Source organism: Bradyrhizobium sp. WYCCWR15520 (assembly GCF_056174665.1).
Genome location: NZ_JBWBWM010000004.1, coordinates 24,552 through 38,826, shown reverse-complemented (window position 1 = coordinate 38,826; position 14,275 = coordinate 24,552). Strand labels below are relative to the sequence as shown.

Annotated in this window: 15 protein-coding genes; 9 read left to right on the top strand and 6 right to left on the bottom strand. The window is 64.0% G+C overall.

Annotation, left to right across the window (positions count from 1 at the left end; translation table 11 throughout):
* Positions 1-66: 66 nt before the first annotated feature.
* A complete protein-coding gene (locus AC0QUY_RS05420; protein ID WP_475386067.1) occupies positions 67-1,542 on the bottom strand; it encodes an amidase in 1,476 nt (491 codons plus the stop codon).
* 70 nt (positions 1,543-1,612) lie between these two features.
* Positions 1,613-2,581: a VOC family protein gene (locus tag AC0QUY_RS05415; protein ID WP_475386066.1), complete on the bottom strand. Its 969-nt coding sequence runs from the start codon at positions 2,579-2,581 to the stop codon at positions 1,613-1,615.
* A 146-nt stretch (positions 2,582-2,727) separates the two neighbouring features.
* Between AC0QUY_RS05415 and AC0QUY_RS05410 the strand changes: the two genes are divergently transcribed.
* The 3 genes from AC0QUY_RS05410 to AC0QUY_RS05400 all read left to right on the top strand — a co-directional run bounded on the left by AC0QUY_RS05410 (position 2,728) and on the right by AC0QUY_RS05400 (position 4,467).
* On the top strand, positions 2,728-3,006 hold the full coding sequence (locus tag AC0QUY_RS05410) for a hypothetical protein (RefSeq protein ID WP_161851575.1): 279 nt from the start codon (positions 2,728-2,730) through the stop codon (positions 3,004-3,006).
* Between the two features lie 298 nt (positions 3,007-3,304).
* Positions 3,305-3,871, top strand: coding sequence for a thiamine pyrophosphate-binding protein (locus AC0QUY_RS05405; RefSeq protein ID WP_161851576.1), 567 nt, complete (start codon positions 3,305-3,307; stop codon positions 3,869-3,871).
* Complete coding sequence (locus AC0QUY_RS05400) at positions 3,868-4,467, top strand: thiamine pyrophosphate-dependent enzyme (protein WP_161851577.1); 600 nt, start codon at positions 3,868-3,870, stop codon at positions 4,465-4,467. Before AC0QUY_RS05405 ends, AC0QUY_RS05400 begins: the two co-directional genes overlap by 4 nt.
* A gap of 131 nt (positions 4,468-4,598) precedes the next feature.
* Here the strand turns inward: AC0QUY_RS05400 and AC0QUY_RS05395 are convergent, their stop codons facing one another.
* Positions 4,599-5,522, bottom strand: coding sequence for a LysR family transcriptional regulator (locus tag AC0QUY_RS05395; protein WP_161851578.1), 924 nt, complete (start codon positions 5,520-5,522; stop codon positions 4,599-4,601).
* A gap of 59 nt (positions 5,523-5,581) precedes the next feature.
* Here AC0QUY_RS05395 and AC0QUY_RS05390 point away from each other — a divergent pair, with 59 nt between their 5' ends.
* Positions 5,582-6,814, top strand: a complete 1,233-nt coding sequence (locus AC0QUY_RS05390) for a rhodanese-like domain-containing protein (RefSeq protein WP_475386065.1) — start codon at positions 5,582-5,584, stop codon at positions 6,812-6,814.
* A gap of 39 nt (positions 6,815-6,853) precedes the next feature.
* Here AC0QUY_RS05390 and AC0QUY_RS05385 read toward each other — a convergent pair whose 3' ends face one another.
* Positions 6,854-7,573, bottom strand: coding sequence for a DNA-3-methyladenine glycosylase I (locus AC0QUY_RS05385; protein ID WP_475386064.1), 720 nt, complete (start codon positions 7,571-7,573; stop codon positions 6,854-6,856).
* 227 nt (positions 7,574-7,800) lie between these two features.
* Here AC0QUY_RS05385 and AC0QUY_RS05380 point away from each other — a divergent pair, with 227 nt between their 5' ends.
* Genes AC0QUY_RS05380 through AC0QUY_RS05365 form a run of 4 tightly spaced genes read left to right on the top strand, consistent with a single transcriptional unit; the run spans position 7,801 to position 11,515 of the window.
* Positions 7,801-9,678, top strand: a complete 1,878-nt coding sequence (locus AC0QUY_RS05380) for a DEAD/DEAH box helicase (protein WP_475386063.1) — start codon at positions 7,801-7,803, stop codon at positions 9,676-9,678.
* Between the two features lie 59 nt (positions 9,679-9,737).
* A complete protein-coding gene (locus tag AC0QUY_RS05375) occupies positions 9,738-10,028 on the top strand; it encodes a DUF1330 domain-containing protein (protein ID WP_475386062.1) in 291 nt (96 codons plus the stop codon).
* 22 nt (positions 10,029-10,050) lie between these two features.
* Positions 10,051-10,203 carry a hypothetical protein gene (locus AC0QUY_RS05370; protein WP_475386061.1) on the top strand — a complete coding sequence of 51 codons (153 nt, stop codon included), beginning with the start codon at positions 10,051-10,053 and terminating at the stop codon, positions 10,201-10,203.
* 55 nt (positions 10,204-10,258) lie between these two features.
* The gene (locus AC0QUY_RS05365) at positions 10,259-11,515 is read left to right on the top strand and encodes an aminopeptidase (RefSeq protein ID WP_475386060.1); all 1,257 of its coding nucleotides are present in this window, start codon (positions 10,259-10,261) and stop codon (positions 11,513-11,515) included.
* On the opposite strand, the gene AC0QUY_RS05360 is transcribed toward AC0QUY_RS05365, so the two are convergent.
* On the bottom strand, positions 11,516-12,568 hold the full coding sequence (locus tag AC0QUY_RS05360) for an amidohydrolase family protein (protein WP_475386059.1): 1,053 nt from the start codon (positions 12,566-12,568) through the stop codon (positions 11,516-11,518). It abuts the gene before it with no gap.
* Between the two features lie 158 nt (positions 12,569-12,726).
* Here AC0QUY_RS05360 and AC0QUY_RS05355 point away from each other — a divergent pair, with 158 nt between their 5' ends.
* Positions 12,727-13,110 (top strand): nuclear transport factor 2 family protein, encoded by a 384-nt coding sequence (locus AC0QUY_RS05355; RefSeq protein WP_161851586.1) that lies wholly within the window; start codon positions 12,727-12,729, stop codon positions 13,108-13,110.
* 58 nt (positions 13,111-13,168) lie between these two features.
* On the opposite strand, the gene AC0QUY_RS05350 is transcribed toward AC0QUY_RS05355, so the two are convergent.
* Positions 13,169-14,170: an alpha/beta fold hydrolase gene (locus tag AC0QUY_RS05350; protein ID WP_475386058.1), complete on the bottom strand. Its 1,002-nt coding sequence runs from the start codon at positions 14,168-14,170 to the stop codon at positions 13,169-13,171.
* Between the last annotated feature and the right edge of the window lie 105 nt (positions 14,171-14,275).

Sequence of the window (14,275 nt, the reverse complement as noted above, 5' to 3'; positions counted from 1 at the left end):
TGCCGGCGCCGCTATTGTCATCCAATCAGATCGCACTTGGCTAGTTATGGTGCGATGGTTGTTCCCTCAACCCGTCGTCACATGCACGCCCGGTTTCTGCCCCGCGTTCCACTTGCCGTCGATCGCCCGCTCGATCTGCGCCGCCAGTTGCAACAGCAAGCCGTCATTGGCCTGCTTGGCGATCGCCTGGATACCGAGCGGCAGGCCGTGTTCGTGGGTGGCGAGCGGCAGCGAAATCGCGGGGATACCGCAGAGATTGGCGAGCGGCGTAAAGGCAAAATTGCGCCAGAGATTGCCGAACCAGTCGAGCACGTCGGGATTGTCGCTGATGGTCAGATATTCCGTGGTGCCGACCTTCGGCGTCGGCAGCGCGGTGATCGGCGTCAGGATGATGTCCCAGTCCTCGAAGAACGCGCCGAAGCCGCGCGAGGTCGTGTTGAACACCGCCTGCATGCGGGCGCGGTCGGCATAGCTCGTGTGCCGGCCGTGCTCCCAGATCCGGATGTTGATCGGCTCGATCAGGTCTTCGGGCGGCCGCTCCAGCCCGCGCGCCGCCAGCATGTTGCTGATCACCACGGCAAAATTGCTGATGTAGCAGGTGGTCTGCGCCGCAAAGGCCTCGCCATAGTCCAGATCGGGCAGGGCGTAGTCGACGTGATGGCCGAGGTCTTCGAGGAATCGCCCCGCCTTTTGCAGTTCAGCTGCGATATGCGGCGTCGCTTGGTAGTCGCCCCACTGGTACGACAGCGCGACTCTCAGCCGGCCCGGATCGCGCGTGATCAAGCGCGTGTAGGGCTCGGGCGGACTCCAGAACGGCATGAACTCGCCCGGCGCCGGCCCGCGGCAGGCATCGACGAAGGCCGCGGTGTCGCGCACCGAGCGCGACTGGCAGCCCTGAATCGAAACCAGTCCGCTGAGGTCGGACAACAGCGGCGACAGCGAGAACACGCCACGCGAGACCTTCAGCCCGATATTGCCGTTGACGCCGGCCGGGATTCGAATCGATCCGCCGCCGTCGGTTGCATGCGCGATCGGCACCGCGCCGGCGGCGACCATCGCCGCACTGCCGGCCGACGATCCGCAGGTGGTGTAGTCGGTATTCCAGGGATTGCGCGTGACATAGACGGCGGGATTGTCCGCCGAACTGCAGACGCCGAATTCCGGCGTGGTGGTGCGCCCGATCAGATTGAGCCCCGCGCCGCGCATCTTTTTGGTCATGAACGTATCGGCCGTGGCGCGATTGCCGCGCATATAGAGCGAGCCCATTTCCTGCAGCCGGCCTTTCAGCGTCGGCCCGAGATCCTTCATCAGGAATGGCAGTCCGGCAAACGGCCCGTCGAGCGCGGTGCCGTCGGTTGCGGGATCGGCGATCGCGTCGTCGAACAATTCGACGACGGCCGAAAGCGCGGGGTCGACTTTGGCAATGCCGGCGGCCGCTTGCGCCGCCAGCTCGGCAGCCGTCAGCTCACCCTTCGCAACGTGCGCGGCCAGCGCAACGCCGTCATGCGCGGCCCATTCGTCCCAGCTCATTGGCAAGTTCATTTAGCTTCATCCTTTCGGCGCAGCTTTGGTCCCAGCGCGTGGGACGCCGCGCTCATTCGTTGTCGGGCTGTCAAACCTTGATCAGCCGCACCTTGGTGCCCCAGGGATCTGATGTCTCGATGCCGTTGGTGATGGCCTCGGCCGGCGCGCCCGCCTGCCGCAGGCGCTGCACCTGGGCTTCGAGAATTTGCTGGGCCTCGATCTCGAGCGAAAACCAGGCGAGGCCGGTGGCCGCGTCGTCACGGGCCCCGGCGCCGGCGCTCTGCCAGACATTGATGCCGAGGTGATGGTGATAGCGCCCCGAGGACAAAAACGCCGCGCCGGTCCGCTTGCGGGTCTGGGCAAAGCCGATGGTACCGGCATAGAAGCGGTCGGCCTGTTCGAGATCGCCGACGCGCAGATGCATGTGGCCGATGCGCAGGCCGTCGGGCGCCTTGGCATAGTTGGTGGTGTGCGTACCCGCGAGCGCCAGCAGGCCGTCGATGTCGAGCTGGTCGGTTGCCATCGCCACCGAGCCGGCTTCCCATTTCCAGAGTTCGGGCGCGCGGTCCGCATAGACTTCGATGCCGTTGCCCTCGGGGTCGTCGAGATAGACGGACTCGCTGACGAGGTGGTCAGCGAAACCGGAGAGCGTGATCCTGTTCTTCGCCGCATGAACAAGCCAGCGTCCGAGGTCCTTGCGTGTCGGCATCAGGAACGCGGTGTGATAGAGGCCGGCCGCGTTGCGCGCCTCGCGCGCCGCGTTCTCGCGCCGCTGCAGATTGAGCAGCGGTACGCCGCCCGAGCCGAGCAGCGCGCCCGTCTCGGTGCGCGCCATGACGGTGAGTCCGATCGCGTCGCGATAGTAGTCGGCGACCTTGTCGAGATCGCGCACGCGCAGCGTCACCATGCCGATCCGCATCGGCGTGCGGTTGGCGAAGGTCGGCCCGCCCGAGCCTCCCGTATTCCCCTCGGCTCGCGCTGCGGCAATGGCGGCCGCGCTCAGCGACGAGGCGCCGGCGAGATGAAGCAGCGTGCGGCGGGTCAGGTCGATGGTCATGAAATCTTCCTTTTCCGGCCGGTTCGCCGAAGCAAAACCTGCGCCGATTTTAATCCCGGCATCGCCGCATCAGGGCCAACCGGAACCTTCGTTGCAGCAGAACGTTTTGCTCCGAGCAAGCTATTTTGCAGCCATTGGAGACGAAAATGAAGCGCGTCGCGGCAGCGATTCTCGTAGCGGTAATAGGAGTGAGCGCGGCTTCCGCCCAGACCACGGCCGGATCGACCGACAAGACGGCCTGCACGACATCACCGGCTGCGACATCAGGAAGCGGCGAGGAGAAGACGTCGAATTCGGTGACCGTCGGCAAGAGCGCGGTGTTGCCCGATGCGGGCGGCGCGAACTCGGCCGCACCGACCGTGCAGAGCGGCGACAAGCCGCTTAAGGTATCACCGGACTGCCCCCCGGATTCCAAGCCGAAGTAATGGAAGGTGAGCAGGGGGCAAAGGCGCTCTTGGCGCCGTGCCCACCGTCTACACGTATGTCATAGAATGGGTAGAGCGAAGCGAAACCCATCGCCGCATCTCATTGGCATTGATGGGTATCGCTTCGCTCCACCCGTCCTACGGATCTGCGCTTCTCGCCGTCATTTCGGACGAGCTGTGGACACCCAGCCTTTCAATTTTGCGATAGAAGCCATGTCCACATTCAAATTCCTCGAACCCCCGCCGCGATCTATTCTCGCGGCAAATCAACCGGGAATCGCAGAGGAAATTGAGCCCGATGGCGGAAGCAGCGAAATCACGGAGCGAGGCCGCACCGGCGCTCCCGATCTGGCCGGACGAGATCTACCGCGTGCTGAAGGACGCCGGCATTCGCCAGGTCGCGATGGTGCCGGACGCCGGCCATGGCCGCCTGATCCGCTCCTTCGAGGCCGATCCCGAAACCCGCGTCGTGACGCTGACCACCGAAGAGGAAGGCGTGGCGATGCTGGCCGGTGCGTGGCTCGGCGGCGAGCGCGGCGTTCTGCTGTTGCAGTCGAGCGGCGTCGGCAACTGCATCAACATGCTGTCGCTGCCCGTCATCTGCCACATGCCGCTGTTGATGATCGTCACCATGCGCGGCGACTGGGGCGAGTTCAACCCGTGGCAGATTCCGATGGGGCAGGGCACGCGCCCCTCGCTGGAGGCCATGGGCGTGATCGTGAACAAAGTGGATGAGCCTGATCTCGTCGCCTCCACCGTGCAGGGCGCGGCGCACCTGGCTTTCAATACCTGGAAGCCGGTGGCGGTCCTGATCGGGCAGCGCGTGCTCGGCGCCAAGAATTTCAAGGAGCTTGCCCGCAAATGAGCAATCCGAACGCACTTCTGCACCGCCGCGACGTCGTCAACGAACTGCTGCGCGACCGCGCCGATCTCCTCGTCATCGCCGGCCTCGGCGCGCCGAACTGGGACGTCTCCGCTGCCGGGGATCACCCCAACAATTTCCCGCTGTGGGGCGCGATGGGCGCCGCCGCCATGATCGGGCTTGGACTGGCGCTGGCGCAGCCGAAGCGCAAGGTGCTGGTCATCACCGGCGACGGCGAGATGCTGATGAACATCGGCTCGCTCGCATCAATCGCGGTGGAGGCGCCGAAGAATCTGACGATCGCTGTTCTCGACAATGAGCGCTTCGGCGAGACCGGCATGCAGAAGACCCCGACGGCTTCCGGCGTCGACCTCGCCGCCATCGCCACCGCCTGCGGCATCCGCACCTCGCGGATCGTCCGCACGATGGCCGGAGTGACCGAACTGCGCGACCTCGTGCACGCGGGAAGGGGAACGGCGTTCGCGCAGATCAAGATCAATCCCGAGGCGCTCGTGTTTGTGATGCCGCCGGCCGACGGCGTGATCCTGACGACGCGCTTCCGGCAATCGGTCTTGGGAGACGAGGCGCTGTTTAATTGAGGCGCAGTGCCTACGAGGTCGTCACGCCCGGGCTTGTCCCGAGCATCCACGTCTTACCTGCCATTGCGCAAAGAAAGACGTGGATGGCCGGGACAAGCCCGGCCATGACGGAGAGAGAGTGAGCAGCCTCGCTATCCCGTCATGTTGATCTTCCAGCGCCCTTCCTTCGAAAGCTCTTGAATCTCGGACACGATCAGCGTCGCGATCGTCGTCGTCGCAATCGACGGCGGATGCGCGATCGGCGAAGCCAGGATCAGTTCGCGCGACACCGAAGGATTGACGGCGGCCATCTCCAGGCGCTTCGCCGCCACTTCCGTGCGTATGGCGGACGGCGGCAGCAGCGTATAGCCGAGCCCTTCCTCCATCAGGCTGATCTGGGCGCGGTAGGAATCGACCTCGATCATGGCGTCGAGCTTCAGTTTTTCGCGCGCCAATGCCTTCTCCAGCAGCGCCCGCAAGCCATGCGATATGCTCGGCAGGATCAGCTTTTGCTTCACCAGCCATTTGAGATCGACCTGCTTGCGCTTGCTCAGGCCCGATCCCGGCGGTCCGACGGCGACGATGTCCTCGCGGCCGATCGACTGGACCTGGAGATGGAGGTCGACGGCCGGGCCATAGATGATCGCGAGGTCCATTTCGCCGCGATGCAGCCATTCGACCAGATGGCCGCCATAGCTCTCCACGATGCGCAGCGAGACGTCGGGAAACTCATTGAGGACGCGGCGGGCAAATCGTCCAGACAGCACAGCGCTCACCGTCGGCACCAGCCCGAGGATGACGCGGCCCGACGGGTTGCCGTTCGCCGATTTGAGATCGTCGCTGACCTGTTCGATCTGGCGGATCAGGCCGGTGGTGCGGTCGAGCAGCATCCGGCCGGCGCTGGTGAGCAGCATGCCGCGGCCGTTGCGCACGAACAGCTCGACCCGAAGCTCATGCTCGAGCAGCTTGATATGCCGGCTCAGCGCCGGCTGCGCGGCACGTAACCGGTCGGCAGCCTTGCTCAAGCTTCCGAGTTCGGCTACGGCCCGGAACGTCCGCAATTGTTTGAGATCCATTGGGTGCTCAGAGTGCCCATCATGCCAGCGATCATATGCCGTTTTCGGAAATCCCGTCCATGACTGTACCCTCTGTCACTCCTTCGCAAGTCCGCACCGCGCTGCTGCTGCGCGCGGAAATCGCGCTGCTCGACATCAGGCACGAGGCCACCTTTGCCACCGGCCATCCCCTGTTCGCCGCCAACATGGCGGCCGACCGCATCGCGCTGGAGGCGGAAGCGCGGCTGCCGCGCAAGGACGTCCCGATCGTGATCTACGACGCCGGCGAGGGCCTCGTGCCGCAGGCCGCGGACCGGTTGGCCGCATTGGGATACTCCAATATCCGCCAGCTTGATGGCGGGCTGCAGGGCTGGAAGTCGGCAGGCTATGAGGTGTTCGAGGATGTCAATTCCTACGCCAAGGCCTTTGGCGAACTGGTCGAGTCGCGGCGGCACACACCCTCGCTCGCCGCTGAAGAGGTCGGCGCGCTGATTGCGAGCGGGGCCAACATCCGGATTCTCGATGTCCGCCGCTTCGACGAATATGCGACCATGAATATCCCCGGTTCCATCAGCGTGCCCGGCGCGGAACTGGTGCTGCGCACCGGCCGCGCCGCGCCCGACCCCGAGACCACCATCATCGTCAATTGCGCCGGCCGCACCCGCTCGATTATCGGCACCCAGTCGCTGATCAATGCCGGCGTCGCGAACAAGGTGATGGCGCTGCGCAATGGAACGATCGGCTGGACGCTGGCACGGCAGAAGCTTGAGCATGGGTCCGACCGCCGCGGCGGGATCGGCGCCATCGCGGGCGGCGAGACAAACGCGCGCGACGTCGCCTATCGCGCCGGTGTCCGGCACATTGGCCTTGCGGAAATGGCGGCTCTGCAGGAGCAGGGCGACCGCACGCTCTATCGCTTCGACGTGCGCTCGGAGGAGGAATACACCGCCGGCCATCTCGCAGGCTTTCGTCATTACGTCGGCGGACAGTTGGTGCAGGAGGTCGACATGGCCGCGCCGGTGCGCGGCGCCCGCATCGTGCTGACGGACGACAGAAGCGTCCGCGCCGACATGACCGCATCCTGGCTCGCGCAAATGGGCTGGGAAGTGTACGTGCTCGAAGGCGGTTACGACGGCGCGCTGGAAGTCGGCCCGCCGCTGGTCATCCCAAAGCCCGATCCGTCACACCGCTATCGCCGTCCCTATGAGGGCACCGACGTCAAGGAAAGCGCGATGCAGGCCTATCTCGAATGGGAATATGGCCTCGTCGACCAGCTCCGCCGCGACGCCACGCATGGATTCTTCGTCATATGATTCCACTTGTCGCGCCGTAGCTCAAAGAGCGAAGGCGGATCATTCATCACCGCCCATCATGCTTTCGAGCTTCTCCGCTGCATAATTCTCCCCGATCGACAGCGCGCAGATCCGCGATATGTGTACGTAGGGAAGCCCCGTCTCCTCGGCCCATGCGTTGAGCTGCGCCTGCACCTTGGCGATATCGCGCTTGGAGGTGACGGTCTCCGCGATGTCGAGCCCGGCATCGCGCAGGCACAGCACAACATCCCTGGACGTGACAAACCCGTCCCACCCGAGAAAGCGCAGCATCATCTGCCCGGTATTGCCGCCGAGCCGGCTGCCGCGCTTGGCCAGCAATTCCAGCAATCCGGCCTCGTCGGAGGATGGCCAGTTCGCGAGGAATTTGCCGAAACTGCCGTGCTCCTTGGCAATGTCCCGGACGAAGCTCGCATTGGCACGGACTGACATGATCTTGGCGCCGTTGCGGACGATGCGCGTGTCCTTCATCAGATCGTCCCAGAATTCATCCGGCTTCAGCGACAGCGGGCCCGGCTTGAAACCGAGAAACGCCTTTTCGAATCCCGGCCATTTGTTCTCGATCACGCTCCAGGCAAAGCCCGCGCAGAACACCCGCCTGGTCATTTCGGCGAGAATCCGGTCGTCGCCGAGCCTGGCGAGCGCCTTCGGATTGGGCTTGGCCGGCAGCAGTTTGGCGAGCGCCTTGGGGCCGCCCTTGCGCTTTTCTGCCCGGGCGCGAATGGTCTTGAACGCGGTCACGGTGCACGCCCCTCTGAAATGCCCTGAAACCATAGTGTAGAAGTGATCGCCTGATCTGCAAAGAATGGATGGCGCAGCGGCTGGATTTCGCCTAAAGCATCCCCACCTCAGTGAAATCCGTCAGGCCGTGCCGCTGCGCGTCGTTAATTGCGCAGTTTCGAGCCATTTCGGTTCGGGGCCGTATTCAACATTTCCGGCTGATATAGCCAACCAGGGTCTGACATCTCGTGACATTATTGCCCACCCATCCGCCGCTCGCCCGAGCTTTGGCGGAACGCAACTTCGATCGGCTTACACAGGTCCAGACCGCGGTGCTGGCCGACGATGCTGCCGGCCGCGATCTCCTGGTTTCGGCGCAGACCGGTTCCGGCAAGACGGTCGCCTATGGTCTGGCGCTCGCAAACAACCTCCTGGATGGCGCCGAGCGGTTCGAGCGTGCCGCGGCCCCCTTGGCATTGATCGTCGCGCCGACGCGCGAGTTAGCCCTTCAGGTGCACCGCGAACTCGCCTGGCTCTATCAGCATGCCGATGCGCGCGTGGTTTCCTGCGTCGGCGGCATGGATCCGCGCCGCGAGCAGCGCGAACTGGCGGTGGGCGCGCACATCGTGGTCGGCACGCCGGGGCGGCTTTGCGATCATTTGCGGCGCGGCCGGCTCGACGTTTCGGAACTGAAGGCGATCGTACTCGACGAGGCCGACGAGATGCTCGATCTCGGTTTCCGCGAGGACATGGAATTCATCCTGCAGGCCACGCCGGAGGACCGCAGGACACTGTTGTTCTCGGCGACCTTGCCGCAAGGCATCGTTGCGCTGGCGAAGGACTATCAGCAGGACGCCTTTCGCGTCGAAGTCGCGGGCGAGGAGGGCGGACACGCCGATATCGAGTACCGCGCGATCCGGATCGCGGCCGGCGATGTCGAGCACGCCGTCGTCAATATTTTGCGCTACTTCGAATCGCCGGGCACGCTGGTGTTCTGCAACACGCGCGAGGCCGTGCGGCACCTGCAGGCGACGCTGCTGGAGCGCGGCTTCTCGGTGGTGGCGCTGTCGGGCGAGTTGACCCAGAACGAGCGAACGCTGGCGCTGCAGGCCCTGCGCGACGGCCGCGCCCGGGTTTGCGTCGCGACCGATGTCGCCGCGCGTGGCATCGACCTGCCGAACCTCGATCTCGTGATCCACGCCGACCTGCCGAACGATCCCGAAGTCATGCAGCATCGTTCCGGCCGTACCGGACGGGCCGGCCGCAAGGGCGTCAGCATTCTCCTGGTGTCCTCGGCGCGGCGCCGCCGCGCGGACATGCTGCTCAAATTGGCCGGCATCGACGCCGCCTGGGGCGTGGCGCCGCAGCCCGATGAGATCCGAAAACTCGATCAGGACCGGCTGCTGCGTGACGATGTGTTTGCGGGCGAGATCACCACTGAGGATCAGGCGCTCGCGCAAGCCCTGCTTGCCGAACGATCGCCGGAACAGATCGCCACCGCGCTGGCGCGGCTCTATCGTGCGCGCTTGCCTTCGCCCGAGGACATCGTCGATCCCGGCGAGGATCGGGTCAAATCCCGTGCCGAGCGTGCGCGGGAGCGGGCGGATCGCGACACCGAACGCGGATTGAAGCCGGCAAAGTCTTCAGCGCGCCACCGCATGGCGGGGGACAGCGTCTGGTTCAGCGCCGCGATCGGACGGCACAAGAACGCCGAAGCGCGTTGGCTGCTGCCGATGCTGTGCCGCCGCGGCAGCATCAAGAAGGAAGATATCGGCACCATTCGCATTCTGGATACGACTACGGAATTCGAGATTTCCGGGCGCGTCGCCCATCGCTTCGCCGCACGTATCCGCCGTCCCGACAAGGAGGACAGCATTCGCATCGAGGCGATGACCGATGCCCCGGCCGGCGAGGAGGTGCGCGAAAGGCAGAAGCAAGGGACACCGAAGCCGCACGGCAAAAATGCAAAGACCTCTGACAAGCCGCCGTTTGACAAGAAGGCGCATTACGATACCAAGAGGCGGGATCGAGGCGAGCACGCGCACGCGGCAAAGCCGCGGCATGAAAAGGGAGGGTCTGCGAAGCCCGTATTCGGAAAGAAGAAAAAGAAGAAATTTCGTGGCTGACCGGAGCGACCATCGCTGAAAGCGTCGACGCTCACCTGCCATGCAGATGAGGATCCATCATGAGCGTCTACATCATCGCCCAGTTGAAATTCACCCGTCGCGAGCTCTACGACCGCTATCAATCGCGCTTCATGGGCGTGTTCAGGAAGTTCAAGGGCAAGCTCCTGGTGGCGGACGCGCATCCGGTCGTGCTGGAGGGCGAATGGCCGCGCGACAAGGTCGTGATCATGGAATTTCCCGATGACGCCGCGGCCAGGGAATTTCAGAATTCGCCGGAGTACCAGGAGATATCGGTCGACCGGAAAGCGGGCGCCGACGCCGTCGTGCTGGCGGTGAAAGGCTTGGGTTGATTGATTCTGACGTGACGCCCTGGTGATCGACCTCGCCGTCAGCCTGCCGGCACTGTTTGCCGGTTCCGTGCTCGGCATTGTTGCATTCCGGAACATCAACGAGATCGGGTTTCGCCGGACCCTACTTGTGCTATTGATTGTCAGGCGCTTCGCTTGCCTTGGCCTGATGGTGTGATCACGGCCGAAGACGGCGAAGCCTTAAAATCCTTTAGCATTTGGCCGAAAGAATCATGACCGCACTTCAGCGCAACGTTTCCGCCCCGATCGATCCCGCAAAACTCGACCGCCTCGCCGAAGTTGCGATAAAGGTCGGCTTGCGGTTGCAGCCGGGACAGGACCTGCTGGTGACCGCGCCCTCGGTCGCGCTGCCGCTGGTGCGCCGGATTGCCGAACATGCCTACAAGGCCGGCGCGGGTATCGTGACGCCGTTCCTGTCGGATGAGGCGATCACGTTGTCGCGCTATCGCCACGGCCACGACGCGAGCTTCGATCGTGCCGCCAACTGGCTTTATGAGGGCATGGCCAAGGCGTTCACCGCCAACACCGCGCGCCTGGCCATCGTCGGCGACAATCCGATGCTGCTGTCGGGTGAGGATCCGGTGAAGGTGGCGCGCGCCAGCAAGGCCAATTCGATCGCCTATCAGCCGGCGCTGGAGAAGATCGTCAATTTCGATACCAACTGGAACATCATTGCCTATCCGAGCCCGTCCTGGGCGAAGCAGGTTTTCCCCGACGTCCCGGAGGATGTTGCCGTGGCAAAACTGGCGGACGCGATCTTTGCGGCGTCCCGCGTCGATCAGGACGGCGCCGTCGCCGCATGGGAAAAGCACAACGCGGTGCTGCGCGAGCGGACCGAGTGGCTGAACGGCCAGCGTTTCCACGCGCTGAAATATTCGGGGCCCGGTACCGACCTGACGATCGGCCTCGCCGATGGCCATGAATGGGAAGGCGGCGCTTCGACCGCGAAGAACGGCATCACCTGCAACGCCAACATCCCGACCGAGGAAGTCTTCACCACGCCGCATTGCCGGCGGGTGAGCGGACATGTCGTCAGTTCAAAACCGCTGTCCTATCAGGGCACGCTGATCGACAACATCCAGGTGAAGTTCGAGGAAGGCCGCATCGTCGAGGCAAAGGCTTCGCGCGGCGAGGAGGTACTGAAGAAGGTGCTCGACACCGACGAGGGCGCGGCGCGCCTCGGCGAAGTGGCGCTGGTGCCGCATTCCTCGCCGATCTCCAGCAGCGGCTTGCTGTTCTTCAACACGCTGTTTGACGAGAACGCCGCCTCGCACATCGCGCTCGGCCAGTGCTACTCGAAATGCTTTGTTAACGGCGACAAGCTGACGCCGCAGCAGATCGCCGAGCAGGGCGGCAACAAGAGCCTGATCCATATCGACTGGATGATCGGCACGGCCGAGACCGACATCGACGGCGTCCATGCCGACGGACGCCGCGTCCCGGTCATGCGCAAGGGCGAGTGGGCGTGATCAGTCCAGCTTGAGCTTGTAGAAGTCGAGCGCCGTCCCTGAGAACAGCGCGGTCTTCTCGGCTTCGCTGTATTGCGCGGCCAACCGTTTGAAGGCGTTGAAGATCACCTGGTAGCTGCACTGGCCCTTGTCAGGCGGAAAATTGCTTTCGAACATGCATCGGTTGGGGCCGAAGGCCTCGATGCAGGTTTCGATATAGGGACGCCACGCGGCGGCGGCTTCCTCGGATGACGGCGGCTTCGGGCGCTGGTGAAAGTCATAGCCCAGCAGGCACATCGCAAGCCCGCCGAGCTTGACAACCACATTCGGACATTTGGCGATTTCCTGGATCGAGGCCTTCCATTTCGGAAAGACCTCCTCGCGCCGTCCGGCAAAACGGCCGATACCGACCGGGCCGCCGCAATGATCCAGCACCATTTTTGTATCGGGAAAGGCGTGGGCGAGATCGGTGAGTTCGCCGATCTGCGGATGAAACAGCCAGGCATCGAAGCTGAGATTCAGCGGTGCGAGGCAGGCAAAGCCCTTGCGGAAAGTGCTGTCGAGCAGCAGCCCTTTTGGCCGTGTCGCATACATGCCGGCAACGTTGGGGTCCGCATCCCACGCCGACGAATGCCGGATGCCGCGGAAGCGGCCGTTGCCGGCCGCGATCTCTGCTTCCAGCACGGCCTTGGCGCCTTCGCCGAGCAGCAGGTTGACGTGACTGACGATGCCGGCGCAGATCGCTGCCTTGCCATAGCCGCCGCTCGCCGCCATCGCCGCAACGCCATTGGCAAACTCGACCTCGCCGACCGGGCGAAACGCTTCGGGCCCGTGCGCGCGGTACATCGAGCGGCAATCGACGTAGACGGTCGCGATGATGTTGTGGCCGGAGGCAATATCGGCCGCCATCTCCTCGATCATGTAGCGAAGGCCGCCGCGGTCCCAGAGATGGTGATGCGGGTCGACGATCGGACGGGCGGGATCGATGATCTCCTCGGTGTGCTGCGCCAGCCAGTCTTCGCGCGGATCGGCATAGAGCCCGCTTCTGGAGGCGGGTGCAGTGCTGGCGGCCATGAGTTCGCTCCCGTTATTGTGTTCTTGCCGGACCGCTGATGCGACACCGGTTTCTCAGGATAGCGAGGCCGTTTGCCTGAGGTCAAACGCTGCGCGATGAAACGTTGCACGGCGATCGGCGTTCTCCTGGATCACCCCGAAACAGAAAGGGTATCGCCATGGCAGTAGATGAAAGGCTTAAGGCGATCGATGACTTCCTGGACGGTCTGACCTCAAATGACGTCGAGAAGATGCCATTCGCTGACGATATCGTGCTGGTCAGCCCGATCGATCCGGATCATCCGCTAGTCGGAAAGCACGCGGCCGTCGACTTCCTCAAGACAAAAGTGTTCCCGAAGATTCCGGTTCGCAAAGCCGAGGTCGAGCGTCACGTGATCGACGGCGATTGCGTGGCGACGCTCTGGAAGGCGACGTTCGCGCCGGCCGGCCGTCACGAAGTGGTGGTGCCGATCTTCGATTTTTTCCGCATTACCGACGGCAAGATCGCGGAACTTCGTCCCTATTTCGATCCCAAGCCGCTGAAGGAAGCTGTGGCGGCGTAGCGCGACGGGTGGTCCTGGGCCCCTCCGTTGGGGGGCCAACATTCATCCTGCAATCCCGTCAGCCAGGCAAGCCGCGGATGAAATCGATGATCGCGGCGCTGACCTCGCTCGGGCGTTCCTGCTGGGTCCAGTGTCCGCAGCCGGGCAGAATTCGCACGTCACGCAGTGTCGGGACGAACTGCCTGAGATTGGCGAGATGCTGGTCCATGCCGGGAGGAGCAGCCATCACCATGTCGTGGTCGCCGGCGACAAAGAGCGCCGGGACCTTCACCGCGACGCCTGCAAACGCCGCCATCAGTTCCCAGTTGCGGTCGACGTTGCGATAATAGTTGAGCGGACCGCGGAAGCCGGTGCGCCTGAATTCGCCGGCATAAAAATCGATGTCGGCTTTGCTAAGCCACGGCGGCAGCGTCGGCGGCGTCCCCGATCCTCGCAACATACCTTCGGCGCGCGGCACCATTCCAGGGACGCGCGTGACCTCACCGCGTGCCGCGGCTGCCCGGAATGCAGCAGCACCTTGACCCGATGCACCGTAGAGCATGCTGAGTATAGTGACGCCCGGATCCCGCTCCAGCTCGGCCTCTGCGACGCCGGGTTGCTGAAAATACAGTTGATAGAATTGCGCGTCCGCAGTCTGCGGCATCGTGCTGGTCGGACGCGCAGAGCCACGCGGCCGAAGCGGTACGCTAAGGCTTGCAACGGCGCGGAAGCGGTCGGGGCGCAGGCGTGCCGCTTGCCAGGCGATCTGCGCGCCCCAGTCGTGGCCGACGACAACGGCCGTGGGTGCTTCGAGGGCATCGAGCAGACCGACCAGGTCACCGATCAGATGGAAGATCGTGTATTGATCGATCGCCTCGGGCCGGTCGCTCTTGCCGTAGCCGCGCATATCAGGGGCAACAGCGTGGAAGCCCGCTTCCGCAAGCGCAGCGATTTGATGACGCCAGGAATACCAGGATTCAGGGAAGCCATGGCACAAGATCACCGGCGGCCCCTTGCCCTGCTCGGCTATGTTGAGACGGATGCCGTTGCTCTCGATCAGTCGTTGCGAAGGTGTGCTCAAGATCCGCTCCCTTGCTGCTTGTTGTTATTCGCCATTGCGAGCAGCGAAGCGATCCATCTCTCGGCTTGTTCCACTATGGATTGCTTCGCGGCGCTCGCAATGCCG

Bases quoted from the DNA above. Each gene is read 5' to 3' on its own strand.
- AC0QUY_RS05410 (WP_161851575.1), top strand. From the start codon at position 2,728: ATGAAGCGCGTCGCGGCAGCGATTCTCGTAGCGGTAATAGGAGTGAGC.
- AC0QUY_RS05375 (WP_475386062.1), top strand. From the start codon at position 9,738: ATGAGCGTCTACATCATCGCCCAGTTGAAATTCACCCGTCGCGAGCTC.
- AC0QUY_RS05365 (WP_475386060.1), top strand. From the start codon at position 10,259: ATGACCGCACTTCAGCGCAACGTTTCCGCCCCGATCGATCCCGCAAAA.
- AC0QUY_RS05395 (WP_161851578.1), bottom strand. From the start codon at position 5,522: ATGGATCTCAAACAATTGCGGACGTTCCGGGCCGTAGCCGAACTCGGA.
- AC0QUY_RS05390 (WP_475386065.1), top strand. From the start codon at position 5,582: ATGACTGTACCCTCTGTCACTCCTTCGCAAGTCCGCACCGCGCTGCTG.
- AC0QUY_RS05360 (WP_475386059.1), bottom strand. From the start codon at position 12,568: ATGGCCGCCAGCACTGCACCCGCCTCCAGAAGCGGGCTCTATGCCGAT.
- AC0QUY_RS05355 (WP_161851586.1), top strand. From the start codon at position 12,727: ATGGCAGTAGATGAAAGGCTTAAGGCGATCGATGACTTCCTGGACGGT.
- AC0QUY_RS05400 (WP_161851577.1), top strand. From the start codon at position 3,868: ATGAGCAATCCGAACGCACTTCTGCACCGCCGCGACGTCGTCAACGAA.
- AC0QUY_RS05405 (WP_161851576.1), top strand. From the start codon at position 3,305: ATGGCGGAAGCAGCGAAATCACGGAGCGAGGCCGCACCGGCGCTCCCG.
- AC0QUY_RS05415 (WP_475386066.1), bottom strand. From the start codon at position 2,581: ATGACCATCGACCTGACCCGCCGCACGCTGCTTCATCTCGCCGGCGCC.
- AC0QUY_RS05420 (WP_475386067.1), bottom strand. From the start codon at position 1,542: ATGAACTTGCCAATGAGCTGGGACGAATGGGCCGCGCATGACGGCGTT.